This window comes from Streptacidiphilus albus JL83, assembly GCF_000744705.1.
In the GTDB taxonomy this organism is placed as follows: domain Bacteria; phylum Actinomycetota; class Actinomycetes; order Streptomycetales; family Streptomycetaceae; genus Streptacidiphilus; species Streptacidiphilus albus.
Window position 1 is genome coordinate 7,589,642 of record NZ_JQML01000001.1, and the last position, 25,745, is coordinate 7,615,386.

General features: G+C 71.2%; 22 protein-coding genes. 16 read left to right on the forward strand and 6 right to left on the reverse strand.

The window, feature by feature from the left end:
• Window position 1 precedes the first annotated feature (1 nt).
• Together BS75_RS33005 and BS75_RS33010 are read right to left on the reverse strand one after the other, a co-directional pair.
• A complete protein-coding gene (locus tag BS75_RS33005) occupies window positions 2–202 on the reverse strand; it encodes a hypothetical protein (protein WP_034090850.1) in 201 nt (66 codons plus the stop codon).
• Window positions 199–3,321: a type 2 lanthipeptide synthetase LanM family protein gene (locus tag BS75_RS33010; RefSeq protein ID WP_052069989.1), complete on the reverse strand. Its 3,123-nt coding sequence runs from the start codon at window positions 3,319–3,321 to the stop codon at window positions 199–201. The genes BS75_RS33005 and BS75_RS33010 overlap by 4 nt, the downstream gene beginning before the upstream one ends.
• Before the next feature lie 426 nt (window positions 3,322–3,747).
• Here BS75_RS33010 and BS75_RS33015 point away from each other — a divergent pair, with 426 nt between their 5' ends.
• The 13 genes from BS75_RS33015 to BS75_RS33075 all read left to right on the forward strand — a co-directional run bounded on the left by BS75_RS33015 (window position 3,748) and on the right by BS75_RS33075 (window position 17,661).
• On the forward strand, window positions 3,748–4,950 hold the full coding sequence (locus BS75_RS33015; protein ID WP_034090851.1) for a hypothetical protein: 1,203 nt from the start codon (window positions 3,748–3,750) through the stop codon (window positions 4,948–4,950).
• Window positions 4,947–7,166, forward strand: a complete 2,220-nt coding sequence (locus BS75_RS33020; RefSeq protein ID WP_052069991.1) for a tetratricopeptide repeat protein — start codon at window positions 4,947–4,949, stop codon at window positions 7,164–7,166. The genes BS75_RS33015 and BS75_RS33020 overlap by 4 nt, the downstream gene beginning before the upstream one ends.
• Window positions 7,167–7,589: 423 nt before the next feature.
• Window positions 7,590–8,519 (forward strand): hypothetical protein, encoded by a 930-nt coding sequence (locus tag BS75_RS33025; protein WP_152646083.1) that lies wholly within the window; start codon window positions 7,590–7,592, stop codon window positions 8,517–8,519.
• 42 nt (window positions 8,520–8,561) lie between these two features.
• Window positions 8,562–9,440 (forward strand): diiron oxygenase, encoded by an 879-nt coding sequence (locus BS75_RS33030; RefSeq protein WP_042439556.1) that lies wholly within the window; start codon window positions 8,562–8,564, stop codon window positions 9,438–9,440.
• Window positions 9,437–9,682 (forward strand): phosphopantetheine-binding protein, encoded by a 246-nt coding sequence (locus tag BS75_RS33035; protein ID WP_063771551.1) that lies wholly within the window; start codon window positions 9,437–9,439, stop codon window positions 9,680–9,682. The genes BS75_RS33030 and BS75_RS33035 overlap by 4 nt, the downstream gene beginning before the upstream one ends.
• A complete protein-coding gene (locus BS75_RS33040) occupies window positions 9,682–10,509 on the forward strand; it encodes an aminoacyl--tRNA ligase-related protein (RefSeq protein ID WP_034090854.1) in 828 nt (275 codons plus the stop codon). Before BS75_RS33035 ends, BS75_RS33040 begins: the two co-directional genes overlap by 1 nt.
• Window positions 10,509–11,507, forward strand: coding sequence for an NAD(P)H-dependent flavin oxidoreductase (locus tag BS75_RS33045; protein WP_052069993.1), 999 nt, complete (start codon window positions 10,509–10,511; stop codon window positions 11,505–11,507). Before BS75_RS33040 ends, BS75_RS33045 begins: the two co-directional genes overlap by 1 nt.
• Entirely contained in the window at window positions 11,497–12,366 is an 870-nt protein-coding gene (locus BS75_RS33050; RefSeq protein WP_081982850.1) for an alpha/beta fold hydrolase, read from the forward strand. Before BS75_RS33045 ends, BS75_RS33050 begins: the two co-directional genes overlap by 11 nt.
• Window positions 12,359–12,613 (forward strand): acyl carrier protein, encoded by a 255-nt coding sequence (locus BS75_RS33055; protein ID WP_034090855.1) that lies wholly within the window; start codon window positions 12,359–12,361, stop codon window positions 12,611–12,613. Before BS75_RS33050 ends, BS75_RS33055 begins: the two co-directional genes overlap by 8 nt.
• Before the next feature lie 11 nt (window positions 12,614–12,624).
• Window positions 12,625–13,191, forward strand: coding sequence for a 4'-phosphopantetheinyl transferase superfamily protein (locus BS75_RS45120; RefSeq protein WP_052069997.1), 567 nt, complete (start codon window positions 12,625–12,627; stop codon window positions 13,189–13,191).
• An 84-nt stretch (window positions 13,192–13,275) separates the two neighbouring features.
• Complete coding sequence (locus BS75_RS33065; protein ID WP_034090856.1) at window positions 13,276–14,766, forward strand: APC family permease; 1,491 nt, start codon at window positions 13,276–13,278, stop codon at window positions 14,764–14,766.
• A 44-nt stretch (window positions 14,767–14,810) separates the two neighbouring features.
• Complete coding sequence (locus BS75_RS33070; protein ID WP_081982851.1) at window positions 14,811–16,526, forward strand: pyridoxal-dependent decarboxylase; 1,716 nt, start codon at window positions 14,811–14,813, stop codon at window positions 16,524–16,526.
• 169 nt (window positions 16,527–16,695) lie between these two features.
• The gene (locus BS75_RS33075) at window positions 16,696–17,661 is read left to right on the forward strand and encodes a chlorinating enzyme (protein ID WP_034090857.1); all 966 of its coding nucleotides are present in this window, start codon (window positions 16,696–16,698) and stop codon (window positions 17,659–17,661) included.
• Window positions 17,662–17,744: 83 nt separating this feature from the next.
• On the opposite strand, the gene BS75_RS33080 is transcribed toward BS75_RS33075, so the two are convergent.
• The 3 genes from BS75_RS33080 to BS75_RS33090 form a co-directional block, all read right to left on the reverse strand.
• The gene (locus tag BS75_RS33080; protein WP_231608211.1) at window positions 17,745–18,671 is read right to left on the reverse strand and encodes an alpha/beta hydrolase; all 927 of its coding nucleotides are present in this window, start codon (window positions 18,669–18,671) and stop codon (window positions 17,745–17,747) included.
• Window positions 18,672–18,787: 116 nt separating this feature from the next.
• A complete protein-coding gene (locus BS75_RS33085; RefSeq protein WP_052070001.1) occupies window positions 18,788–19,801 on the reverse strand; it encodes a ketoacyl-ACP synthase III family protein in 1,014 nt (337 codons plus the stop codon).
• Between the two features lie 474 nt (window positions 19,802–20,275).
• A complete protein-coding gene (locus tag BS75_RS33090) occupies window positions 20,276–21,013 on the reverse strand; it encodes a TetR/AcrR family transcriptional regulator (protein WP_052070003.1) in 738 nt (245 codons plus the stop codon).
• A 133-nt stretch (window positions 21,014–21,146) separates the two neighbouring features.
• Here BS75_RS33090 and BS75_RS33095 point away from each other — a divergent pair, with 133 nt between their 5' ends.
• Together BS75_RS33095 and BS75_RS33100 are read left to right on the forward strand one after the other, a co-directional pair.
• Window positions 21,147–22,595 (forward strand): MFS transporter, encoded by a 1,449-nt coding sequence (locus BS75_RS33095; RefSeq protein WP_052070005.1) that lies wholly within the window; start codon window positions 21,147–21,149, stop codon window positions 22,593–22,595.
• Between the two features lie 297 nt (window positions 22,596–22,892).
• A complete protein-coding gene (locus BS75_RS33100) occupies window positions 22,893–23,153 on the forward strand; it encodes a hypothetical protein (protein WP_152646084.1) in 261 nt (86 codons plus the stop codon).
• 222 nt (window positions 23,154–23,375) lie between these two features.
• On the opposite strand, the gene BS75_RS33105 is transcribed toward BS75_RS33100, so the two are convergent.
• The gene (locus BS75_RS33105) at window positions 23,376–24,485 is read right to left on the reverse strand and encodes a pentapeptide repeat-containing protein (protein WP_034090859.1); all 1,110 of its coding nucleotides are present in this window, start codon (window positions 24,483–24,485) and stop codon (window positions 23,376–23,378) included.
• A 235-nt stretch (window positions 24,486–24,720) separates the two neighbouring features.
• Here BS75_RS33105 and BS75_RS49620 point away from each other — a divergent pair, with 235 nt between their 5' ends.
• Window positions 24,721–25,734 carry a hypothetical protein gene (locus BS75_RS49620; RefSeq protein ID WP_063776580.1) on the forward strand — a complete coding sequence of 338 codons (1,014 nt, stop codon included), beginning with the start codon at window positions 24,721–24,723 and terminating at the stop codon, window positions 25,732–25,734.
• Window positions 25,735–25,745: the final 11 nt, after the last annotated feature.

Sequence of the window (25,745 nt, forward strand, 5' to 3'; positions counted from 1 at the left end):
GTCAGTTCTGCGAGAGGGTGGTCACGGTGAGCCACTCGGCGGTGAATCCCGCGTCCGGACCCGTCGCCCCGGACAGCAGACGGGCCCGGCGGCCGGCGGCCGAGGACGCCGAGACGCGGATGTCCCCGGCCGGGTGACATTCGACCGCGCCTTCCCGTGCGTGCGGGTCCTTCCAGTTGTTGATCAATGCCTCGTCGGTCACGACGTTCCTCCTGTGGTTGCGGTGCGGGCGGCGTGGACACGCCGTCCGCCGGCGGGTCCGGGCGGCTGAAGGAGCAGTACGGACGGTACCCGGTCACCGAAGCCGAGCCTGAGCAGCCCGTGTCCGATTCCGGCCAGGCCGCTGAGCAGCCCGGGGCTGCTCAGCGTGGCAGGGGTGGCGCAGCGCGGACCGAACCGGTCCAGCGCGGCGAGCAGGGCGCCGCCCCGGGGCAGGGCCGCCCCGGGCGCGGCCCGGCCGGCCGCGGCGGCGGCCAGCAGCAGTTCGAGCAGGCCGGTCTCGCCGTGGCACAGGCTGTGGTCCGCGGTCACCCAGTGCCGGGCCGCGGCGGTCGTCACGGTGTCCAGCAGGGTGGCGAGTCGTGGGTCGGCGTCGGCCGCCCCGCTGTCGGCCAGCGCCAGCGCGAGGCCGCCCGGCCCCGCGCACCAGCCGGCCCGGGAGTCGCGCACCCGGTCCGGGGACCAGTGGGCGGCTGCGGCTCGCAGCCTGTCCAGTCCGGCCTCGGCGAACTCCGGCCCGCCGCCCGCGTGGGCGAACCGCAGCAGGGCCCAGCCGATGCCGGGCGTGCCGTCGGTGAAGCCACCCGTGGACAGGTCGTCCACCGGGTGGGCGAGCAGTCGGCGGGCGCCGACCCGGGCGGTGTCCCAGGCCGCCGGCAGGCCCGTCGTCCGGTGGACGGCGAGCATGGCGGCCAGGCAGCCCGCGTCACCGTGCAGCACGCCGGGGTCGGTGCCGGTCCCGGCCGCCGTTGCGGCGAGGTCGACCGCGGTGGCCGCCCAGGAGGAGAGGTCCGGGTCGTCCAGCAGCCCGGACAGCAGGGCGAGCGCGTAGGCGATCCCGCCGAGTCCGCCGAAGCCGGTACCGACGAAGGGGAGTTCGGCCGGCTGCCGGCCGAGTGCGGTGAGCAGCGCGGGGATCGGGGTCAACGCCCGGCGGGCCACGTCGGCGTAGCGCTCGACGCCGGTGAGGTCGGCCAGTTGGGCGAGGAAGAGCGCCGTCCCGCAGTAGCCGTGCGGCAGGCCGGCCCCCTGCGGCAGCAGCGCCCAGTGCAGGTCGTCCTCCAGCGGCTCCAGCCCGAGCCAGTTCACCCGGCGCCCGTCGTCCTGGGCACCGGCCAGGATCTGGTCGGCGATCCCGCAGGCGGCCGTCAGCAGCCGCTCCTGGTCGGGGATGGTCGCGCTCGCCGGGCCCGGCGGGGTCACGGCGAGGCGGTGGTCCCCCTCGCCCTTCCGGACGGCGAGGGCGGCGCGGATCACCCACTCCTGGTCGTAGCGGTCGGTGCGGCCCATGGCGGCCAGTCGCCGACGCACCCAGTCGTGTCCGGACTCCGCGACCGCGTCGGCGACCGTCGTCCGGCCGAGCCGCAGCCGGCGCTCGGCCGGGCGGCCGGTGACCAGCGGGACGTCACCCGCCCACAGGTCGGCCAGTTCGGCGTCGACCAGCGCGCGCAGCAACGGATCGCCCGCCGAGTCCCGCCAGAGCAGGTCGAGCAGCCGGTCCCGGTCGACCGCGTCCCGCAGCAGGTCCGGATGGGTGGACTCGTCGAGCAGGGCCGTGTACTGCCGGGTGTGGCGGAGCACCACCCGGGTCTCGTCGGCCGCGGAGCCGGCCAGCAGGCCGGCCAGTCGGTCGCGGCCTGCGGCGATCGCGTCGTACCCGGCCCGGAAACCGGCCAGCAGGGCCTCGGTGTGCACCGCCGGATCGGCGTCGGCGCCGTTCAACCGGGGCCGGTTGTCCGCAGGACGGAAGACCCCGGTGGTGCGGATCAGCTGCATCTCGTCGGTGGCCGGGGCCGACCATCCGGTGACCGGGTCCGGCAGCGGCGCGTCCGGGTCGCCGCCGAGCGCGGACAGGTCCACCGCGCCGTGGTCGCCCACCAGCAGCACCGGCAGCAGCGCCGTCCGGTACACCGAGTCCGTCAGCAGGACCCGCGCCGGGTCGAGGAGGTCCTCCGACGGCCGTTCCAGGGTCGGATGGAAGAGGGTCTCCAGATCCACCAGCACCGGCTGGTCCGCACAGGCGATGAGGTTCTCGAAGTGGAAGTCGGTGCCGCCGAGGGTGTGCGCCAGCGCCAGCAGCGCGCCGAAGCGGCGGTAGAAGCGGCCGACCTGGGCGTCGTCGGTGCAGGGCGAGGCGGCCGCGTGCTCGACCCAGCCGTAGCCGGGCCGCTCCAGCACCGTCAGGGTGCGCAGGTCCAGGTCGGGCAGGCGGGAGTTGAGCCAGTGGACCGCCTCGTTGAAATGCCGGTGCGCCGCCAGCGAACGGGGTTTGAGGACCACCCGGTCGCCGTGCTCGAAGCTCAGCACGGCGACCGCCCGGCCACGCCGGTGCCGGTCTCCCGCACCGGCGCGCACCTCGGCCAGCAGACCCGGGTCACGCCCGGCGAACACCGTCTCGACCAGCGCGGCCCGGTCCTCGGCCAGCCGGACCAGCAGCTCGGACCAGGCGTCGACCGCGTGCTCGCAGGCCTGTGCCAACAGCCGTGCCAGTACCGGGTACTCGGTCAGCAGCGCGCCGAGACCGGCCCGGGACGCGGTCCGGCGGACGAAGTCGGCGAACCGCAGCTCGGGGGTGGCGCCGTCGAGCGCCCCCCGGACCCGGAGGACGTTCAGTTCGAGGACCAGGGTCCGCCGCGCCAGCCGGACCAGCACCGCTGCCAACTGCTCGGTGAAGCAGCGCCGCAGCGCCCCGGGGTCGGCCGGCGCTCCGGCGGCGAGCTGCTCCGCCGCGTGCAGCAGCCGTTCCGCCGCGGTCAGGGTGAACGGCGCGAGTACGGTGGCGAAGCCCTCCTCCCAGGAGAGCCCGGCGACCGGAGCCGGCGCCGCCGTCGGCGCGGCGCGCAGCGCCCGCTGGGCGGTGTCGGCCCAGGACGGCCGCTCCAGCCGGGCCGCCAGTTGCTCCGGCGCTTCGGCGAGCAGCGCGCCCAGTCCCCGTTCGTCCAGGCCGAGGTCATCCAGCCTGCGGTGGAACAGGGCCTCTGACTCGTAGTCATCACGCCAGTGCTGCGTCCCCCCGGCCGGGCTCCCGCCCGACCCGGAATGCGCGGGCAGCCGCTCGGTCAGCGAGACACCCCGGACCCACCAGGTGCGCGCAATGGTCATGGACCGAGGATGCCCGTGCACCCCGTTGCTCGGGAATGGGGGAGGGCCCCCATATTCCGTCGGCGACCGGGCGGGCCCGAGAAGTCCGGGGGCCGTTCCCCATTGGGGCGGCGCTCCGCCGGGCGGCAGGATCGAGGGCAGGAAGTCCGGACGGGGCGGCGCCGGCCCGCGGCCCGGGCACCCGGTGCCCGAGCAACCGCCGACGCGGCCCCATGCACGCCGAGGGGAGGAACACCATGCAGAAGATGTCGATTCGCAAGCCGGGCAGTATCCGGCTGACGTCCGCCGCCAACTACAGCTGCAAGAACGTCTGACAGCCGGTAGCGGTGAGGGCCGGGTCCACGGTGCCCGCCGGGGCCCGGCCCTCCTCACCCCCGCCCCTCCTCACCCCCGCCCCTCGCCCTGCCTACCGAAAGGCGTGCGCGCATGGCCACGACCGCATCGGGCCGGAACACGGTCCGGCTGCACCGGCTCACGATGGTCGCCGAGGACGACGGCATCATGGTCGGCCGACCGGAGACCGGCTCCTACGCCGTGTTCCCCGAGGAGGGCGCGCAGGCGCTGCGGATGCTCGGCGCCGGCACCCCGGTTAGCACCATGGCCGAGTGGTACCAGCAGGCGTGCGGGGAGCAGTTGGACGTCGAGGACTTCCTGGGGACGATCGAGGAGCTCGGCTTCGTCCGCGCCGAGGGCGAGGAGGAGCCGGCCGGGACGCCGGTGCGGTGGCAACGGCTCGGCAGGTGGGCGTTCTCCTGGCCGGCCTGGCTGTGCTACCTGGCACTGACCGCCGCCGCGTTGGCCGCGATGGTGCGCAGGCCCTCGCTGCGGCCCTCCTACCACGACGTGTTCTTCACCGATCACCTGGTGCTGATCCCCGTCGTGCTGACCGCGACCCAGATCCCCTGCGTGCTGCTGCACGAGGGCTACCACGCGCTCTCCGGCCGCCGGCTCGGTCTGCCCTCGACGCTCTCCATCGGCCGGCGGCTGTACTACCTCGTCGCCGAGACCCGACTGGACTCGCTCTACAGCGTTCCCCGGAACCGGCGCTATCTCCCCTTCTGCGCGGGAATCCTGGCCGACGTGCTGCAGGTCTCGGCGTTCACCCTGCTGTCGGCGGCACTCCACGGCCGGGGGATACCGCCGTGGTGCCCGGCGCTCTGCCTGGCCGTGTCGTTCTCCTGCGTCATCCGGATCGTCTGGCAGTTCATGTTCTACCTGCGGACCGACCTGTACTTCGTGATGACCAACGCGCTGCGCTGCTCCGATCTGGACGTGGTCACCCGCTTCCAGCTGCGCACCTTCTTCCTGCGGCTGCTGCGCCGCACCCCGCCGGAGCCCGACGCCGAGTGGTCCGACCGGGACCGCGCGATGGCACGCGTCTACGCGCCCGTCATGGTGGCCGGCTACGGCTTCAGCCTCGGCAGCCTGCTGTGGGCGGGGCTGCCGACCACCCTGCACTTCTGCACGCTGATCGCGAACCGGTTCACCGGGCCGCACACCTCCCTCGGCGCCCTGCTCGACGCGGCCAGTTTCCTCGGCCTGACCCTGCTGGAGTTCGGCCTGGTCGGCTATGTCGCCCTGCGGGACCGGCGCGCGGGTCGGACCACAACCCAAGGAGCTCCGTCATGAACTCGCCCTCGGCCCGCCACTACTGGGCCGCCGCTTCGACCACCGGCGACCGGCGCCCGGCGCCCGGGGCGCAGCTGGAGGTGCGCTGTCACCGCCGGCTGCGCGGCCCGCACACGGGGGGCGGCGCCCTGCTGCGGCAGGTCGTGCCGGAACTGGCCGAACACCAGCCGGCCCTGGTGACGGCACGGGCGACCGAGGTGCTCGCCATCGCGCCGGACCTGCTGCCGCTGGTCCCCGACGCGCCGCAGACGCTGACCAGTATCGCCGAAGGCGCGGAGCGCACCCGCTTCTACTCCGCGGACCGCACCGGACGCCTGGCCCACGGCATCGCCGAGTTGCTGACCGACTGGGCCCGCCGGCTGCACCCCGAAGGTGTGGTGGTCGCCTTCCGGGAGCTGGCCCAGGCCGATCCCACGGACCGCGAGCTGGTGGCGGTGCTGCTGCGCCGCTGCGACCCGAGGGTGCTGACCCTGGTGGTGGAGATCGATGCGGTGGAGCAGGACGGCAGCGTGGGCGACGCCCTCGAAGCCGCCCTGACCGGCTACGCGGACCGGGTCGCACCAGCGGTCCGCCTCCGGTCCGTGCTGCCGCCCGGCGCCGACCCCGCCCAGCTCTTCGTCGACTCCGACGGCACCGCCGCCGACCCCGAACTGCGGCGTGCCTACGAGGCCCTGCCGGCGGACGAGCGGGCCCGGCGGCACACCGACCGCGCCGCCGAGCTGACCGCCCGGAACGAGCCGGGCGTACGACTCGGGGCCCTGCCCTACCATCTGGAACACGGCACGGACCCGGCCGGCGCCGGCGCCGGCGCCTGTGTCAGGGCCGCCGACGCCTGCTTCGACCTGGGCTGCTACGAGGCGGCCATGGACCTGGGGCTGCGCGCACGGCTGCTCTTCGGCGACGAGCGGCCCAAGGAGTACTGGACCGTGACCCATCGGATCGGCGCCTGCCTCTCCTACCTGGGACGCGGCGAGGCGGCCTTCGACTACTTCGCCGAACTCCGCGCCGGGAGTACCGAACCCGCCGTCCACATGAACGCGTGCTACATGGTGGCGATGCTCCACACCCGCCACCTGCCGAAGCACCTGCAGGACCACGACACCGCCCTGGCCTGGATCAACACCGCGATCGCGATCGCGGACAGCGAAGCCGACCCCCATCGGCGCACCTTCGCCGGAGCCTTCATGCGCAACGGGCGCGCGCTGGTCGACATGCACCGCGGCGATCTCGACGGCGCGCTGGCCCTGGTCGAGCGGGGGATCGCGATGACCGACGCGGACCTCGGTCCGGACGAGCAACTCCTGCACCGTTCCGTGCTGCTGTTCAACCGCGCGCAGATCCTCGCCGCGCAGGGCGACCACGCCGCCGCGCTGCGCGACTACGACGTGCTGATCAGCCGTGACCCGGACTACGGCGACTACTACTTCGAGCGGGCCGCCGAGCGCCGCGCGGACAACCGGTACGCCGAGGCGCTCGCGGACTACGCCGAGGCCATCCGGCTGAACCCGGCCTTCCACGAGGCGCACTGCAACCGGGCCGATTTCCTGCGGGAGCTGGGCGAGGAGGAAGGCGCGCTGCGGGATCTGGACCGCGCCCTGGAACTGGAGCCCGACCACCTGGACTCGCTGGTCAACCGCGCGGACGTGCTGATGGCGCTGGACCTGGGCGAACGGGCCGCGGCGGACGTCGCGGCGGGCCTGGCCCTGGACCCGGTCAATGTGCACCTGCTGACCGCCCGGGGGTCGCTGTCGGCCGAGGCGGGGGACACCGAGGCCGCGGAGGCGGACTTCGCCGCCGCCCTCCGGACGGACCCGGGCTTCGTCGCGGCCTGGGCCAACCGTGCCGTCCTGCGGTACTCGGCAGGCCGGTTGGCGGAGGCGCTGGACGACCTCGACCGGGCGATCGAGCTCGGTGACGACGCGGTGCTGCGTGCCAACCGGGCGCTCGCGCTGCAGGACCTCGGCGACCACGACCGTGCGCTCGCCGACCTCGACCTCGCCGTCCCCGCCCTGGGCGAGCAGTCGCCCGACCTGTTCCACCGGCGCGGGCTCAGCCGGCACCTGCTGGGAGACCTGGAGGGCGCCAGGTCGGACTGGCGTGCGCATCTCACCGGGTACGGCTCCGGCGAGGCCTCGCCGTTCCGCGCGCAGATCGAGCGGTACGCCGCGGACCTGCTCGCGGGGTGCGAGGCACCGGGGGGCGCCCCCGGCCGCTGACGGCCCTCGACCGGGGCGGGCGCCTGCCCGGACCCGGCCGCCTGCAGCTCGACGCCCGGCGTCGGCAGCCGGGCGCGCGACCACTCGCGCGCCCGCTCCGGCGCCGGGCGTCCGTCGTTGCGCGCCCGCCCTTCCGCCCCCGGCCGGAGCTGCGCCGGAAGCGCTCGGAAGGTGGACGGACGGGAGACGTACGGACCCTGCTCCGGCACGCATTGATTCCTCCAGTCTGCGTGTGCGAAACGCATGAACGGGCATGCGGAAACACCCTTCCGTGGGGCTGAAGCCGACGGCTAAAGTCGAGCCAGTCGCCTTGCCTCGGCGTTGTGTCAGTGAAGGGGCGCCGAATCGTCGGCCAGATCTCTTTTCCTGGAGGAACAGGCTGTGCTGCGTCAATCCGTCATTCCCCGTACACCCTGGGAAACGGTGGCGAAATCCATCGAGTTCATACCGGCCGAGTATTCCCACAAGACCCAGCCCGAATCGACGGCGCAGGAAATGCTGAGGTGCGATCCGGCGGACATCGACCGGCTCGCCGAGGCCGGCCTGCCCTTCGAAGTCCGGGCTGGCGTGCGCTACTTCGACGTGAGCGACCTCTACAACCTCGGCATGTACTCGGGCCGGGGGAACACCCAGCCGGAGCTCGCGTTCCGCATGCTGTTCCGCTTCGCCGGGCGTCCGGTCGACGACCTGCTGCGGGAGAAGTCCTGGGACTTCAAGGTCACGCTGGAGTGCACCGAGTGCGAGGGGGAGGCGCCCTGGCGTTTCGCCGGGCCCGACGCCGCCCGCTTCGGCGGTCGCCAGAGCGGGGGAGCGGCGCCCGGGGCGAGTGCGGGCACGGCGCACTACGGGGCGACGGTCACCACGCTCGGCGCGCGGACCCCCCTGCGCTCCGCCCGGTTGCGCGGCATCACCCGCGACTACCTCGACTCCGGCTACCGCTGGCAGATGATCCCGGTCCCGATGCAGGCCGACTACCAGCTGGTGCACTCGCTGGGCGCGACCAGCTGCATCGCCGCGAGCCTGCTGCTCGCCGAGCGGTTCCGGGCGGCCGGGTACCAGGCCGAGGCGAAGCGGGGCTGGTTCTGCGGCGTGCTCGGCGGCGCCCTCGACCTGCCGCACGCCTGCGTGGAGGTGGTGGACGAGGACGGCGTGCTCAGGACCGTCGACATCGCCAAGGCGCAGCTGGCCGCCCGCCTGTCGGCGGAGACCGGGGACTTCCAGGAGCTGTGCCTCGGGTCGATCTACAACAAGGTGATCCCGTCCACGGCCTCCGGCGGTGCGTCCTTCGGGTACCACGAGTGCGGCTCCCGGAAGCCGGTGGAGGTGCGCGCGGACATTCGATCGCTGGGCTGAAGCGGAAATCCTGTACCACTGCGTTCGGAAGGGCGAGTGAAAATGGCGGTACGTGAGATCGAGCCGGTCGTGCTGGACCTGGACCGGTTGGAGAACCTGGCCGAATCCGGCTACTACAACCCCTATTCGATGTTCGACTGGCCCGACGCCATCGAGGACGGCCTGCCGTGGATGAGCGAGAGCCTCACCACGCTGGCCGGCACCGAGATGTGGGACGAACTGACCCGCGAGCAGCAGATCGCGCTCACCAAGTTCGAGGCGATCAACTTCTTCAGCCTCAACATCCACGGCATCCGCGAGCTGCTCAACGACGTCGTGAACCGCATTCATGAGCGGACCTATGCGGACGTCTCGGAATTCCTCCACCACTTCATCGGTGAGGAGAACGAGCACATGTGGTTCTTCGCGCAGTTCTGCCTGCGCTACGAGGGCCGGCTGTACCCGGCGCAGCCGGCGCTGAAGGCCGACTCGGTCGAGCACCTCTCCTCGGTGGCCCGCGAGCTGATCGTGTTCGCCCGCATCCTGATCTTCGAGGAGATCGTCGACTACTACAACGCGCACATGGCGACCGACGAGTCGCTGCCGCCGATCGCCCGCGAGATCAACCGCGTGCACCACCAGGACGAGAGCCGGCACGTCGCCTTCGGCCGGATGGTCTTCACCAACCTGCTCGCGCAGGTGGCCAGGCGCGACCCGGCCGAGGTGCCGGTGGTGGCCGAGTACCTGGAGAGCTACCTGCAGTACAGCATCGCCACCCTCTACAACCCGGCCGCCTACCGCGACGCGGGCATCCCCGACGCCCTCGCGCTGCGGCGGCGGGCGCTGGAGCACCCCGTCCGGATCGAGGCGCACGAGCAGGTGCTGAAGCGGACACGGAAGTTCCTGTCCAAGGCAGGCGTCGGCAGGGAGCTGATCAAGTGAGTACCGAACCCATGCAGGCGGTGCGCGAGTTCATCGTGGCCCGCAACCCCAAACTCGACCAGCTGTCCGACGACCTGGACCTCATCGACAGCCGGGCCATCAACTCGCTGGCCTTCGTCGAGTTCATCTTCCTGCTGGAAGAGCTGACCGGGGAGTCGATCGATCCGGAGGACCTGGACCTCGACGACTTCCGCACCCTCAGCGCCGTGAGCGCCCGATTCTTCACGAAGGAAGCAGTCTGATGACCACAGTGACCGACAACGGCCTGGGAGTTCTCGACGGCAGCCAGCTGCGGGTGCTGCGGGCGATCGACGCGGTGTTCCGGCGCCTGGCCGAGGGCTGGGACGCGCCGGAGTTCCGCTTCCCGTTCCTGATGCGCTGCGAGGACCTCGACCGCTTCGACTACTACGACAACTTCCCGCACCTGGGCCTCGCGGCGACCCGGCTCGACCCCGAGCGGCTCGGCGGCCTGCTGAAGGGGGCGGAGCGGCCGCTGGAGCGGATACCGGCCGAGGTGATGGAGCCGACCGCGTTCGCGCTGCCCTCGGCGGCCTGCTACTCGATCTACGTCAACCTGGCGGGCTCCACGCTGCCCGCCGAGGGGACGGTGCGGACCACGGTCGGCACCTGCTTCCGCAACGAGACCCACTACGAGGGCCTGCAGCGGTTGCTCGGCTTCTCCATGCGGGAGATCGTCTGCGTGGCCTCGGAGGACGTGGCCAAGAACCACCTGCTCCGCGCCAAGGACGCGGTGACCACCCTGTTCGCCGAACTCGGCCTGGACTTCAAGCTGGAGGTCGCCACCGACCCGTTCTTCGACAAGAACGGCGGCAAGGCGAAGATGCAGCGGCTGTTCCCGGTCAAGGAGGAGTTCGTGGTGGGCGGCCTGGCGGTCGGCTCGGTCAACTACCACCGGAACTTCTTCGGCGAGCGGTGCGGCATCCAGGCCGGCGCGGACACGGCCCACACCAGCTGCCTGGCCTTCGGCCTGGAGCGCTGGGTGCACGTCCTGACCGAGCGGTTCGGCAGCGCCGAGGCCGCCGCGTCCGCGGTCGAGGGCCTGCACTGATGCGATCCGCAGCGAGCGTGCTCGGCCTCCAGGTGAGCCTGCTCCAGTCCGGCATGGGCGGGGTCGCGGGCTCGGAGCTGGCCTGCGCGGTGTCCAACGCGGGCGCTGCGGGCTGCGTGGGCGGCTACAAGCTGGTCGGCGGCGCACTGTCGGCCATCCTCGCCCGGCTGACCGCAGGCACCGACCGGCCGGTCGGCGTGAACCTGATCCCGGAGGTGGTCGGGCCCGAGGAACTGGACCGGCAAGTGGCCCAGGTACTCGACGAGACGCCGTCCCGCGTGCACCTGTCCTTCTTCGGCATGCCCGACGACTCGGTGTTCGACCGGGTCAATGTGGCGGGCCGGCAGGTGGTGGTGCAGGTCGGGTCGGTCCAGGACGGCGTCCACGCGGCCGGCCGCGGCGCCGTGGTGGTGGCCCAGGGCACCGAGGCGGGCGGCCACCTGCTCGGCACGTCGCGCCGCGACGACCTGGTGGGCGCCCTGCGGACGCTGCTGCCCGACGCCTGCCTGGTCGCCTCGGGCGGTATCGGCTCGCCCGAGGAGGCCGCCCGGGCACTGGCGGCCGGCGCCGACGGGGTGCTGCTCGGCACCGCCTTCGTCGTCGCCCACCAGTCGCGGGCCCACGCCGGCTTCAAGTCGGCGGTGACCGCCGCGGACCGGACCGACACCGTGATCACCGACGTGTACGAGATCGGCTGGCCGGGCCGGCGGCACCGGGTGCTGGCCACGGCCGCGACCGCGGACCCGGGCCTGCCCGCGAAGTTCATCGGCAGGACGGTGGTCGAGGGAAAGCCGTACCTGGTACCGCGCTTCAGCGCCGCCGTGCCCACCGAGGCGACCAGCGGCCGCATCGAGGAGATGGCGCTGTACTGCGGCCGGTCCTGCAGCGAGATCAACGAAGAAGTGTCGGCGGCCGACGTCGTCGCCGCGTTCGCACGGGTCCTCCCGGGCGCCGAACCAGTCAAGACCAACGAGAGGGCGGAAAGCCATGTCGGCTGAAGCAGTGCAGGACGAGTACTACCACGACCTCAGCTACCGCGAGGGCACTCCGCTGGTCGGCACCAGGGAGGGCGTCGCGCTCTACCACGAGTCCACCGGTGAGGGCGTCGCCATCACGACGCTCAACAACTTCTTCTTCACCGCCCCGTTCTGGCGGGACTACACCGACGAGCTCGCCAAGCACTACCGCGTCGTCAGCTACGACCTGGCCAACCACGGCCACTCCACCCGGCTGGAGCAGGAGCCGACCTGGGAGGAGCACGTCGCGGACCTGGTGGGGCTGCTCGACGCCCTGGAGATCGACTCGACCTACCTGCTCGCCTCGTCGGCCTCCACCCAGCTCGCCCGTGACGTGGCCCTCGCCCACCCGGACCGGGTGCGGGGCCTGGTGCTGGCCGGACCGGTCGTCGGCCCGCAGATACGGCGTCACCGGATGCTCCAGCGGGCCTGGCTGCGGACGCTGAACAGCAACGACATTCCCGTGCTGTTCAGCCACATGTACCCCGAGTTCGTCAGCACCCAGATGATCGAGGAGTACGGCGTACCGGGCTACCTCGGCCTCCGCGAGAGCTTCGTGGCCATGTCGACGCCCGAGGAGCTCAACAACGGCCTGGCGCTGGCCCAGCAGGGGGACCCCAGCTCCGAGCTGCTGACCCGGATCCAGGCGCCGACGCTGATCGCCCTGGGCGACGACGACATCCTGCTCGGCCCGACCGCGGGCCACGAGCTGGCCGCACTGTTCCCCAACGGCCGCTGCGTGATCATGCCCAAGGCCGGCCACGTGCCCTTCCTCGACGACGTCCTGGGCTTCCAGGAGCTGGTGCGGAAGTTCATCGAGGAAGCGGAAGACAATGCCTGACACCGCGGCGGAGGTCCGGCAGCAGATTCGGGAGGTGCTGGTCGGCGTGTTCGGCGGCCCCTCCTTCGTCAGCCAACTGCAGGACGCCGGCTCGCTGCGCGAGGCCGGAGTCCCCTCCACCGCGCTGGTCGCCCTGCTGGTGGCGATGGAGGACGCCTTCGGCTTCCAGTGGGACGACGACGTCCGGCCCGAGGTGCTGCGCTCGATCGACTCACTGGCAGGCCACGTCCTGGCCCTGCGCAACTGAGGGCCCACGCGGTGATCGTCGAGTCGGCCGCTCCCCGGGGCGCGGCACCGCTGATGTCCATGGAGACGTCCCGGGTGGCGCCGCCCCACGGACCGGCCGAGCAGTTCGCCGCCGGCCGTCGGGCGGCCGCCGCGGCCCTGGCCGCGGCCGGATCGGCCGGGCGGACGGTGGAGCGGGCCCGGGACGGCCGGCCGCTCTTCCCCCAGGGGTTCGCCGGTTCGATCTCCCACACCGGGCGGCTCGCGGTCGCCCTGGTGGTCCCCGGCGCCGAGGCGGTCGGCGTCGACATCGAGACCGCGGCCGTCACCCCCCGGATGGCCGCGTTCGTCCTGCGGGAACAGGAGCGCCGACTGCTGCTCGCCCCGGCCGGGCCCTACACCGCCCGGGACCTGTTCGCCGCCAAGGAGGCCGCCTTCAAGGCGCTGAACTGCATCGGCACGCTGGGGGAGTTCCTGTTCTGGCAGATCCAACTCAGCCGTCCCGAGGGCGTGCTGACCGCAACGTACCGCGGCGAATCGGTGCCGGTGTGGATCCACCCGCAGGCGGACCTGTCGTCCGCCGTGGCGATCCGGCGCTGAAGCCCGACTCCGCTGCCCATCCGCCCCCGTACGAGCGTGATCCGTCGCTCGGTTCCGGACCGTCGCCCCCATCTGGAGACCCTCATGACCGGCACACCCCTGCCCGGGGGGAGCGAACGCTTCCAGCGCACGCTGACCACCCCGAAGATCGTATTCATCGTCATCGCCGCGGCCGCCCCGCTGGCCGCGATGGTGTTCACCGTCCCGCTCGCCTTCGCCATCGGCACCGGCCCCGGTGTGCCGGCCATGTTCATCTTCGCGGGCCTGACCCTGCTGTGCTTCTCCGCCGGATATGCGGCCATCGCGCGGCGGATCAGCCACATGGGCGGCTTCTACACCCACATCGCGCACGGCCTGGGCCGCCGTGCGGCGGCCGGGGCGGGAATGCTCGCGGTGCTCTCCTACAACGCCGCCACGGTCGGCGTCCTCGGCGCGTTCGCCTACTTCGCCCAGCACGTGGCCGCGGACCACGGGCTGAACCTGCCCTGGCAGGTGTGGGCCGGAGCCGGCCTGCTCCTGGTCGCCCTGCTCGGCTACCAGGAGGCCGACCTCAGCGCCCGGCTGCTGTCCGTCTGCATGGTGTGCGAGATCACCATCCTGGTCGCACTGGACATCGCCATCCTGGTCCGCCACGGCGGCGCGGCCCTGCCGTCCGCCTCCTTCGCCCCCGACAACGTCTTCGCCCCCGGACTCGGCGTCGCCGTGATGTTCGGCTTCGCCTCCTTCCTGGGCTTCGAATCGGCCGCCCTGTACGGCGAGGAGGCCAAGGCGCCCCACCGCAGCGTGCCCCGCGCCACCGTGATCGCGGTCCTGATCGTCGCCGCCTTCTACGCCCTGACCAGCTGGGTCGCCGTCGGCGCGCTGGGCCCCGGGCAGGTACGCGCCCAGGCCTCGAACCACCTCGGCGACCTGTTCTTCCGGCTCAGCGACAGCTACCTGGGCCACTCCGCCACCCTCGCCATGCAGATCCTGCTGTGCACCAGCCTGTTCGCCTCCTGGCTGGCGCTGCACAACGCCTCCAACCGGTACATGTACGCGCTGAGCCGTGACGGGCTGATGCCGGCCGGCCTCAGCGCCACTCCCACGGGGCGCAGCTCCGTGCACCGGGCCAGCGTGACCCAGACCGTCTTCAGCACGGTGACGGTCGCCCTGTTCGCGGCCGCGGGCCTCGACCCCTACGTGAACATGTCGACCAGCATGCTGGGGCTGGGCACCCTCGGCATCATCCTGCTGCAGGCCCTGGCCTCGACAGCGGTGATCGGCTACTTCCGCAACCGGCGCGAGGGACGCTGGCAGACCCTCGTCGCGCCCGCGCTGGGAGCCCTGGGACTGATCACCGCGGCGGTTCTGGTGGTGTCGAACTTCGACGTGCTGACCGGAACCACCAATCCCGCCGTCACCGCCCTGCCGTGGCTCCTGCTGGTCGTCGTCGGCCTCGGCGTCGCCTACGCCTCCTGGCTGCGCTCGGCCCGCCCGGACCAGTACGCGCGCCTGGGCGGCGGGTCCGTGCCGGCGCAGCCGCTCACCGTCCCGGTCAAGGAACCTTCCGGCAGCCTCTCCCAGACAGCGCCGTGACTGCGGCTCGAACCGGGAGCCACGCAGTGAAAGGATCAGCTCCAATGGTCAGTGAAGCCGAGAACCTTGCGGACATCCCCTTCGGTCCCGAAGACACGCCGTGGCAGAAGACCTTCAGCAGCCTACGGGTCGTCGGCGGCCGTCCCTACGGCACTCCGCCGTCCAGCGACCCCCGGACCGCCTACCTCGGCGTTCCCGAAGTACCGCACCACAAGGTGCAGTTGCCGCCCTCCGGACTGGACGCGGAGCAGTACACCGAGGCCGAGTCGCTGTTCCGCCGTCACATAGACACCCAGACCCGCAACTTCGCCGGCTACCAGGTCACCAGCGCCCTCGACTACGAGCAGCGCCTGGGGCACTACCTCAACCGGCACCTCAACAACGTCGGGGACCCCTACCAGTCCAACTCGTACACGCTCAACTCCAAGGTGCTCGAACGGGCCGTGCTCGACTACTTCGCCTCGCTGTGGCACGCGAAGTGGCCGCACGACCCGGAGGATCCCGAGTCGTACTGGGGCTACGTGCTGACCATGGGCGCCAGCGAGGGCAACCTGTACGGCCTGTGGAACGCGCGGGACTACCTGTCGGGCAAGCCCCTGCGCACCCAGCACCGCGAGCCGGGCCGGGACGGCGCCGAGCAGGCGCCGCAGGGCGAAGGTCCGAACGCCTTCCACCCCGTGGCGTTCTTCTCCGAGGACACCCACTACTCGCTGACCAAGGCCGTACGGGCACTGGACATCGACACCTTCCACGACCTGGGCTCCACGCGGTACCCCGACGACAACCCCCTGGCGCCGGGCGCCCCCTGGCCGCGGAAGGTGCCCTCGACCGCGGACGGCGCCATCGACATCGAGCAACTCGGGCTCCTGGTGCGGTTCTTCGCCAGCCGGGGCTACCCCGTCCTGGTCAGCCTCAACTACGGGTCCACCTTCAAGGGCGCCTACGACGACGTCGAGGCGGTCGCCCGCACGGTGCGCGGCATCTGCGCCGAGTACGGGCTGGACCACCGGCGCGTCCACCAGGACCGCGACGCCAACGGCAACCATGACGAGCGGTCGGGATTCTGGCTGCACGTCGACGGGGCCCTCGGCGCCGGTTACACGCCCTACCTGGAGATGGCCCGGGACGCCGGCATGGTGGAGCAGGCGCCGCCGGTCTTCGACTTCCGCCTCTCCGACCTGCACTCACTGACCATGAGCGGCCACAAGTGGATGGGCACGCCGTGGGCCTGCGGGGTGTTCATGACCCGCACCGGACTGCAGATGGCCCCGCCCGGGGCCTCGGAGTACATCGGCGCCGCCGACACCACCTTCGCGGGCTCCCGCAACGGCTTCTCCTCGCTGCTGATGTGGGACCACCTGGCCCGCAACTCCTACGACGACCAGGCCCGGGTCGCGGCCGAGTGCGACGGCCTCGCCGCCTACACCCACCAGCAACTCCTGCTGCTGCAGCAGCAGCTGGGCCAGGACCTGTGGGTGGCCCGCAGCCCGCAGGCGCTGACGGTACGGTTCCGCCAGCCGCACCCGGACATCGTCCGCCGCTACTCGCTGGCCTGCGAGACCGTGCAGGTCGACGGCGCCGCCCGCACCTACGTCCACCTGTACGCGATGCGCCACCTCACCAGGCAGCGCGTCGACGAACTCATCGGCGAGCTGCGACAGCCGGGCGCCTTCGCCCCGGCCCCGCCCACCGGCGCCACCGACGGCGGGGCGCGAGCGGCCCGACCGGCCGTACCGGTGGCCGACGCGATGGCGGGCTGACGCGGACTCACACCGCAATGACCTCCGAGGTGACGGGAACAGGCCCCGGGGGCCGTTCGCCGAGGCCGCCGCGGATGCGGCGGGCCCACGTGCTCCCGGGCACGTGGGCCCTTCCTTTCCGCGGCCGGCTCCGTCCCCCGGATGCCTTGAGCCATGACCGAGGAGAGACATGTCCGCTCAGCAGCACGACTTCCGGCTCACCGCCGACGAGGTGGCGGAGTTCCACCGGACTGGGTACGCGGGCCCGTTCACCCTCTACCAGCCCGACGAGATCGAGCGGGAGTGGGCCAGGACCCGCCAGGACCTCGCGGACCGCAGCGGCGCGGTGTACCGGTCCGCGAGCGACGGCTCGGGGGCGGCGGACGTGTCCAACTACGACCGGCACCTCGACAACGCCTTCCTCGCCGACCACATCACCCAGCCGCGGATCGTGGACCGGGTCGCCTCCGTGCTCGGCCCCGACGTGCTGTGCTGGCGCTCGGACTTCTTCCCCAAGTACCCGGGGAACGAGGGCACCGACTGGCACCAGGCCGCCACCTTCGCCAACGCCTCCGGTCGGCCCCAGATCCAGTGGCCGGCGGGCCCGGGCCCGGGCGGCGCCCTCACCGTGTGGTGCGCGTTCACCGACGCCACCGCCGACATGGGCGGCCTGCAGTTCATCCCCGGCACCCACCGCACCATGCACTACGACGAGACCAAGCGGATGCGCTACGACCCGGTCCGGAACGTCTCCCTGGTGAAGAACGGCGTCCGGCGCGGTTTCTTCGGCTACGACTACCGCGAGCTCCAGATCGACCCGCACTGGCAGCCGGACGAGTCCGAGGCGGTCTCCATGGAGCTGCGGGCCGGGCAGTTCGTCGTCTTCTGGTCGCGCCTGATGCATGCCTCGCACCCGCACAGCGGCCGGACCAGGCAGATGCGGATGGGCTTCTCGGCCCGCTACGTGCCCGCGTCGGTGCGGGTCTACCCCGGGGCCTCGGAGGTCGAGGAGTACGGCGCCCGGGTGAGCCTGGACCGGTACGGGACGGTGCTGGTCAGCGGCGAGGACTGCTTCGGCCACAACCGGGTGGCCACGAGCACCACCGCCGGTCATCTCTTCCGCCGCCGCAACGGCGGCGTGCCCATGGGCTCCTGAGGCCGGCCCGCAGCCGTCCGGATCGTGGCGCAGCGCACCGGTGGTCCGGTGCGCTGCGCCACGCGTGCTGTGCCCCCGTCGGGCTACTGCGCCGAGGGCGCCGAGGCCAGCATCCGTTCCAGGGCGGCCAGCACGTTGTCCGTCGCCTGGCCGGCGGCCGGTACGGTGCCGGCCATGAGGAGGTATCCGTGCACCAGGCCCTCGGCGGGCACGTGGTGCACCACGGCGCCGTGGGCGGTCAGCCGCGCCGCCAGTTCGACGCCCTCGTCGTGCAGCGGGTCGAACTCGGCCGTGCCGACCACCGTGGGCGGCAGCCCGTGGAGATCGGCGCCCAGCAGGTCGATCTCCGGGTCCCTGCGGCGCGCCGGGTCCGGCACGTACAGGTCGTAGTACCAGCGCAGGTCGTCGACGTCCGAGAGGTACCCCGAGCCGTACTCGCGGGCGGAGCGGGACCGCAGCTCCGGATCGGCCGGTGGATAGACCAGCAGCTGCGCGGCGAACCCGATGCCGCCGTGGTCGCGGTGGTGCATCGAGATCCCCACGGCCAGGGCCCCGCCCGCACTGTCCCCGGCGATCACGTGGTGGCGGCCGGGGAAGGCGCGGTCCGCCCACTCGGACGCGGCGATGCCGTCCCGGAGCGGGCCGGGGTGCGGATGCTCCGGCGCACGGCGGTAGTCGACGGAGACGACGACCGCGCCCAGTCCGTCGGCGATGCGACGGCAGACCGGGTCGTGGGTGTCGACGTCACCGACCGTCCAGCCGCCCCCGTGCAGGTACGTCACCAGACGCCCCCGGTCGGTGGGCGGCAGGTAGGTCCGGACGCCGAACTCGCCGTCGCCGCCGTCGATCAGCTGGTCCTTGGTCTCGATGCCCGCGTCCCGGACGCCCGCACTGAGCTGGGTCGCCTGTGCGCTGTAGCGCTCGCGCAGCTGCGCGACGGGGAGGTTGCGCGCCGGTTCGGGTCGGCTGCCCGCCTGCCACTGGATCAGGGCGCGGACGAAACGGTCCATGGCCACGAGGGTTCTCCTTGAGTCGCACCGGCGGCGGATCCAACGGTGCGGATCCGCACAGCCGGCTGTACACGGGGTCGGCTTGAGCCGCTCCTCGTCGATGGGCGGCACCCTGGTCAGGCGCGAACCAGGTCCCTGACGTCGGCGGGCAGGTCGAAGTCGGTGGTGGTCTCGGGCCACTCCGGCACCGACTCGATCTCCAGCACCGCCACGGTCACCGAGTAGCCGCCGCCGGTACCGATCATGAGCACGAGGTCGCCCGGACCGACCTCCTTCTTCTCCACCAGGCGGGCCACCCCCGCGCTCAGGTCGCCCGCGCCCATGTGCCCGGCGTGGCGGCCCCAGTTCCACAGGGTGCGCTCGGCCGGGATGTTCAGCGGCTTGAAGAACTGGGCCTCCATCATCCCGTGGCCCATGTTGGGCACCAGGACCCGGGCGAAGTCGTCGACCCTGTGCCCGGTCCGGTCGAGCACCTTGGAGACGGCGCTCAGCAGCGTCTCCTCGGCGCGCTGCAGCACCGACTCCGACCCGACCTCCTCCAGGTACGACTTCTTGGGAGTGCGCAGGTTCTCGTTGGCGACCACCCCGTACGCGGTGGTGAACGGGGCAGTGCCCCGGTGCAGCGGCTCCAGGGAGGCATCGGTGGTCGACGCGACGGCGTGGATCCGGGCGAAACCGCCGGTCGTGGAGAGGACCAGCGCGGTGGCGCCGTCGCCGAAGGGGATGCCGTACGAACCTCGCCACCGGTCGAATCCGGGCGGGCAGAACCGGTCCGCGGTGGTGATCAGCGCGCTGGTGCCCCGGCCGGCTTCGAGCTGGGCCATCGCCAGATCGATCGCCGCCATGCCGCCGTTCGACATCCCCTCCAGGTTCAGCGCGAAGGCGTCGGTGATGCCAAGTTCGCGCTGGATGTAAGGAGCCGAATTCCAGTGGTGGTCGCGGCCCTGGTGGTATATCGATGCGTGCAGGATCAGATCGACCTGGTCTCCGACCACGGCCGCGGCCCGATCGAGGGCCTTTCGCCCCGCGATCACTCCCATGTCCGGAACCGGGACCTCGTCCGTGGCCACCGGCAGGCAGGGTATTTTATTGGTGTCGTTGTCGTTGGCGGGGTAGTTGCCGGCAGCCACTGCCGCCGCCGCCGATTCCGCCGGCGGAATCCAGGCTGCAGCGGACGCGATATAGACAGGAATATTCATCGTCCAATTCTTCTTCCGAGTGCGGTGAGCGCGATCATGCCGTGTGACCTGGGGCTCGGATCGCGGAGATTCATCGGGATGCGGCCATGCTACAATGCCGCCCCCGACCTCTCGTAGATGCATTTCTCATGACTTCAGGTGGCATCTGACTTCCGGTGGCACCGCCGACGCGGGGCACGGGTATCGGCGGGCGAATCGGATGCCGCGGCCGGAATTTTCGGGCCCGCCGCCACCGTCACCGAGGTTAGGGGCGGGCGCGCGAAAACGAAACACCCCGGCGGGCGCGTGAGAGATCCACGGAAAGCCGTGCGCGATGCACGTGGACGCGCCAGGGGCGTGTCTGAGAAACTGATCCGCGAAGGCCGGACTCGAATGTGCGACTGTCCACGGTGGGCAGTTGAACGGTCAGCCCGACCCCGTGCCCGGTGTCGTCGATTCCGTTTCCGGTGTTGTCGGCGCCTCCGCCAGGCACTGCGCGAGCAGGCCGTCGACGAAGGCGCGCAGCCCCTGCGCGAAGGTGTCCTGCCCGGCCAGTCCTGCCCACTGGTCGGCGATGGCGGCCAGGTGCGGGTGCCGGAGCGGGCCGTCGGCGTTGCCGAAGTAGGGGTTGAGGAAGGCGGGGTCCTGCTCGTCCATCCTGCGGTGGCGGGTGTGCGCGCGCACGAGGATCTCGCCGACCGTGTAGTACCAGATGCTGCGGAAGATCCGGACGGTCTGCTCCGGGCGGCACCCGGCGTCGACCACTCCGGCCAGGATCGTCTCGACCAGCCACAGGAACGAGTCGCCGAGCCGGGCGATGAACCCGTCGGTGGTGAGGATCTCCGCCGCCCAGGGCCATGCCGCCAGGCCGTCGTGGATCGCGACGGCGGCCGTGATGATCCGCTCCCGCGGCTCGCTCGGCAGTTCGGGGTGCGGGATCTGCTCCGCGTACTCGTAGATCAGCAGGAACAGCAGGTCCTCCTTGTCCCGCATGTGCGAGTACAGGGTCGTCGTCCCGACGCCGATCTCGGACGCGAGTCGGCGGACCGTGAGCTTCTCCCAGCCGCACTCGTCGATGAGGGTGCGGGCCGTGGCCAGGATCTGCTCGCGGGAGGTCAGCGGGGGACGGCCGACGGGCCGGCGCGGTGCGTTCGAACGGGGCATCGCCCCATCATGCCCCGCCGCGACACCCGATGTGCATGACCTGCGCGGTCGACATCCCTCCGCCCCCGCTGCTAATTTCGGAACACGGTCGGAAATTCACCGGCACGACCAGGACGCAGAGGGGCTGGGTGCTGTGGCAAGTACGCAAGTAGCGAGTGAGAAGGCAGGCGTCGCGCATGTCGCGCGGACTGGGACCACCCTCGCCGCGGTCTCCGTGGTGCAGTTCATGGTGTCGCTGGACCTGACGGTGGTGAACGTCGGACTTCCCCAGATCGGCAGCAGTCTCGGCTTCAGCGAGGTGGGCCTGACCTGGGTCATCCACGCGTACGCCCTCACCTTCGGCGGCCTGCTGCTGCTGGGCGGCAAGATCGCCGACCGGTACGGGTACAAGCGCGTGATGCTGTTCGGGCTCGTCCTGTTCGGCGTCTCCTCGCTCGTCGGCGGTCTGGCGCAGGTCCCCGGCCAGCTGGTGGCCGCGCGCGCGGTGCAGGGCATCGGGGCCGCCGCGGTCGCGCCGGCGGCGCTGGCGCTGCTCTCCTCGACCTTTCCCGGCGGCAAGGAGCGGGTGAAGGCCTTCGGCATCTGGAGCGCGGTGAACGCCTCCGGCGGCGCCGTCGGCGTCCTGGTCGGCGGACTGCTCACCCAGTACGCGGGCTGGCAGTGGGTGATGTTCATCAACCTGCCGATGGCCGCCCTCGCGCTGCTCCTGGCCTGGCGCGGCATCGCCCGGGACACCCCTTCCGCACGCCGCGGCCGCCCGGACGTGCTGGGCGCGGTGCTGGCCACGGCGGGTGCGGCCCTGCTCGTGTACGGCGTGGTCAGGACCGACGAGTACGCGTGGACCTCGCCGAACACCCTGATCACCCTTGCGGTCGCGGTCGTCCTGCTGGCCGCCTTCGTCCAGGTCGAGCGGACGACCAAGCGCGACCCGCTGATCCGCCTCGGTCTGTTCGCCAACCGCTCGGTCTCCGGCGCCAACATCTTCATGCTGCTGTTCGGCGGCGCCATGGCCTCGGCCCTGTACTTCGTCTCCCTCTACCTCCAGCGGGTGCTCGGCGGCAGCCCGGCCCGCGCCGGCACCGAGTTCCTGCCGTTCATGGTGGGCGTGGTCGTCGGCTCCACCCTCGCCGTCAAGTTCGGCTACAAGTTCGCCCCCCGGAACATGCTGATCGTCGGTGGCACCATGGCCGCGCTCGGCTACGCCTGGTTCAGCCTGATGCGCCCCGACGGCACCCTCCTGGTCGACGTCCTCGGCCCGTCCGTCCTCGCCAGCCTCGGCATCGGCCTGTGCCTCGCGCCGGCCGTCTCCATCGCCACCGGGGGCGTCCTGCCGCACGAGGCGGGCGCCGCCTCCGGCGTGCTCAACAGCACCCGCCAGATCGGCGCCTCGCTCGGCCTCGCCGCGCTCGGCACCGTCGCCGCCGACCGCACCGGCAAGGTGGTCACGGCCGGCAGCCTCAACGCCGGGTACGCGCTGGGCATGCTGGTCGGCGCCGGAATGCTCGCGGTCGCCGTCCTCGTCGCGGTCTTCGTCCTGCCCCGGCCCGCCCGCGCCACCGCCGACGGAGCCCAGCAGTCGTGACCTGACGGTCCGGGACCCGGCACCCGGTTCGAACCCCGTGGACACGGCCCCCGGCGATCGGGACTTCCCCACCCCGATCGCGAACGGGGGCCGTGTCCATGCGTCATCGCCCGGGGGCACGAACAGGCCCGCGTGTGTTCACGTGTCCGAACCAGCGGTTGAACACCCGAACACACCGTCAACTCCCGCCGGGCCGCGCCCCGCAGACTTGCGCAGCCGGATTGCGTAGTTCTACCGGTGCGATCGACTTCCGTGGCTGGGCAGAGTCAGCCCCGCAATAGGAGTAGATGCCGAGAGGTGGCTACACAGCCATGGCTACGCCGTATCGACGCGGTCTACAGCGTCGCCACCGCCGCGTCGGCGATGGCGGAGCTGCTCGGCGACCTGCTGCACGGCTTCGCGCCGCTCGCCGACTCCGGCGTGCACCTGATCGGCGACGGACAGGGGGTTGCGTTCGTGATGCAGAACCGGGGCTTCCCCTTCGTCGGGACCTCGCTCGGCCAGGCGGTGCTGATCCGGGACCAACTGACCGCCGTGGCCCGGCGCGTGGGCGGCTGACACCGACCCCGGGCAGTCCGGATCCACCGCGCGTCGGCCCGGCGGCAACCACCGCCGGGCCGACCCGGAACCACCTCGCGCCCTCGCTCAGCACCGGTTCAGCCGGCCGGCCGCCTCCACGGCCCAGTAGGTGAGCACGAGGTCGGCACCCAGCCGCCGGAGGGCAGGGGTTTGGACGTCCTTCCGGGCCGAATGCCCTGACCTCAGGGGCAGAGGCGGGGCTCAAGGGGTGGCAGTCGAACCAGCCGGAGGCGTGGCTGGAGGGCTGGGCATGGGCCTCGCAGTGGGAGCAGGCGGAGGGAGGGAGTCCCAGTTCCACGCCGTGGCCCAGGTGGCACAGTCGGCAAGCCGGGCGTGGACCCATGGATCGTCCCGAAGGGTCGGCGGCAGTTGCGTGCTCGCATCGATCCCAGTTTTCGAGAGCTGCTCGGCGGTCAGCTCCTTCGCCAGAGAAAGATCAACCGAGAGCAGATTCGCTCCAGTCAGGTCGGCTCGCAGGAATAGCGTCCCGGCGCAGGTGCTCCCATGGAGGAGGGCATTCGTCAGATCGGCTTCGACGAGTTGGGCATCAGAGAGATCAGACGCCAGGATGCCGATCCGACTGAGGTTCGCTCGGTAGAAGTTGACGCGGGCAAGGGAGACTCTCACCAAGTTGGCACGATGTAGATTCGAGTAGGCCATATTTGCGCCTTCCAGGCCACTCCCTTGAAGGATCTCGATCCTCGACAAATTCGTGTATCGCAGATCGACCCCGTAGTTCCGCTCGCCGACCTCGCTTCGAGCGAGGACGATCAATGCTGCTCCTAGATCCACGCCAAGATTCTCGTCCGATGGTGGCGTGGCTGGCGGCGTTGAGCCGGTCTGGCCTGTCGGTGAATGTTGGCGCAGGTAGGCGGCGAGCACCTCCGCGACCGTCCAGCGGTCCGCGTCGGAATCCTTCATTATCCTGCCGAGCGCATAGATGCCGCCCATGCGGACAGCGATGCCAGGAGAGCCGAGCTGCTCGACCGCTTTGATGTACCGGTCTGTTATCTGGCCTTGCTCCTCAAGCGCATGGGCTCTGCGGTCCAGGCTGTGCTTGCGTGCAGTGTAGATCAATGCAACAAGCGCTCCCAGCCCGGCAACAATCTTGAGGACTTGGGAGCGGTCCTCGTCGAGCGCGGAGTGCTGTGCGGCAATGCTCGTCCGGCCCAGTGTGTGAAGTCGCGCAGCATCCATCCACCATGGCGCCTCGGCGAAGAGGCCGATGAAGGAGGCGATCACCAGGGCGCTGACGGCGCAGGTCGACTGTATCGGGTGCTGCTTGGACCAGGTTCGCAGCCGTATCCACATGACCCTGAAATCTGGCACCGTACGAGCGGAGTTGGGAAGCCCTGCGCCGACCCCTCTGATCCTGGATCGGGGGCGGGATGTCGGCCGCAGGCAATGACGGTGGGCTGGGAGGCCGATTGGAGCGCCCGCCGGTAGGTGCTGAACCAGCGGCGGCACCGCAGGCATGGTCCGCCCGACCGTGCCCGAGCACTGGCGACTAGTGCTTGCCAACCGCGGTGCGAAAGACTGGTGACGAATGCCTCCCACAACCTCCCTCGCCTCCTCGGAGGAGATCCGCGCTCACCTCGTCGCCCAACTCAACAGTGCCCTCCGTCGGCCAGGGATGTGGGGCGAAGAGCTCAGCATCCGGCTGATCCTGGAACATCTTCTGTTTGTTGAACGTCGACAGGAGACATGGGATGACGAGCGCCGCGCGCTGGAGCAGCGCAAGGCGTGGACCGCGACAGGCGTGAAAGCGGCGTTCGAGAACTTCCTGCCTGCTGACCAAGGCTGCAGCATCGCCTCCGTCTACGCAGAATTCGCACACCGGCAGGGATGGCTCACCGCCGACAGGGTGCTGGTCCCCGCCGAGTACGCCTCGATGCACGAGACGATCAACTCATGGGCCGACCAAGGCCGGGTCTGGGCCGACGTGACCTCCGCCTTCGGCCCGCCGTCGGTACTGCTCGGTGGTTCCAATCCCTACTACGGGAAGACGCTCGGCTACCTCAGCGAGGACGTATCCGCCCCCATGGTGTTCTTCCACCTCCGGAACGGCACGGACCGGGATGCCGATCCGTCCTGGCCGCCGACCCGTGAGCAACCACTGCTACTGGCCATCCGCCGTGGCGACGTTCCGTTCCCCATCAGCTTCACGTTCACTCCGGAGGGGTATCGCCGTCGACCCGAACAAGAAGACTGTCTCGACAACAGTGGTGAAGGTAGATGCTGGTGCATTGCCATGGTCGGAGGCGAAGGCGATGATGGCCCCATGAGTAACAGGGGGTTACCCAGTTCCGCCACTGCCTGTCTGACGATCAGTGAGACGGTGCCAGAGTTCGGTCCAGCTATTGCTCAGCAGGCGCGTATCCATGCGAGAGCAGCTGGTGAGCTCTTGGAGCGCAGGCGGCTACGGACGTCATTGCCAGAGGCGAGGAACCTCATCAACGAGGTCATCGGCTCTGGTGGTAGCAACAGCTCGCACGTCAACACCTGGCTCGGAAGAATGACACACATACTAGTACTACAGCCGGTTGTTCACGTGACGTGATGGCGGCTGGC

Excerpts from the sequence above, each read along its gene's own strand:
- BS75_RS33075 (WP_034090857.1), top strand. The coding sequence starts at position 16,696 with ATGTCCGCTCAGCAGCACGACTTCCGGCTCACCGCCGACGAGGTGGCG.
- BS75_RS49620 (WP_063776580.1), top strand. The coding sequence starts at position 24,721 with ATGCCTCCCACAACCTCCCTCGCCTCCTCGGAGGAGATCCGCGCTCAC.
- BS75_RS33045 (WP_052069993.1), top strand. The coding sequence starts at position 10,509 with ATGCGATCCGCAGCGAGCGTGCTCGGCCTCCAGGTGAGCCTGCTCCAG.
- BS75_RS33090 (WP_052070003.1), bottom strand. The coding sequence starts at position 21,013 with ATGCCCCGTTCGAACGCACCGCGCCGGCCCGTCGGCCGTCCCCCGCTG.
- BS75_RS33080 (WP_231608211.1), bottom strand. The coding sequence starts at position 18,671 with ATGGACCGTTTCGTCCGCGCCCTGATCCAGTGGCAGGCGGGCAGCCGA.
- BS75_RS33065 (WP_034090856.1), top strand. The coding sequence starts at position 13,276 with ATGACCGGCACACCCCTGCCCGGGGGGAGCGAACGCTTCCAGCGCACG.
- BS75_RS33040 (WP_034090854.1), top strand. The coding sequence starts at position 9,682 with ATGACCACAGTGACCGACAACGGCCTGGGAGTTCTCGACGGCAGCCAG.
- BS75_RS33015 (WP_034090851.1), top strand. The coding sequence starts at position 3,748 with ATGGCCACGACCGCATCGGGCCGGAACACGGTCCGGCTGCACCGGCTC.
- BS75_RS33030 (WP_042439556.1), top strand. The coding sequence starts at position 8,562 with ATGGCGGTACGTGAGATCGAGCCGGTCGTGCTGGACCTGGACCGGTTG.
- BS75_RS33050 (WP_081982850.1), top strand. The coding sequence starts at position 11,497 with ATGTCGGCTGAAGCAGTGCAGGACGAGTACTACCACGACCTCAGCTAC.
- BS75_RS33105 (WP_034090859.1), bottom strand. The coding sequence starts at position 24,485 with ATGTGGATACGGCTGCGAACCTGGTCCAAGCAGCACCCGATACAGTCG.
- BS75_RS33010 (WP_052069989.1), bottom strand. The coding sequence starts at position 3,321 with ATGACCATTGCGCGCACCTGGTGGGTCCGGGGTGTCTCGCTGACCGAG.
- BS75_RS33055 (WP_034090855.1), top strand. The coding sequence starts at position 12,359 with ATGCCTGACACCGCGGCGGAGGTCCGGCAGCAGATTCGGGAGGTGCTG.
- BS75_RS33020 (WP_052069991.1), top strand. The coding sequence starts at position 4,947 with ATGAACTCGCCCTCGGCCCGCCACTACTGGGCCGCCGCTTCGACCACC.
- BS75_RS33070 (WP_081982851.1), top strand. The coding sequence starts at position 14,811 with ATGGTCAGTGAAGCCGAGAACCTTGCGGACATCCCCTTCGGTCCCGAA.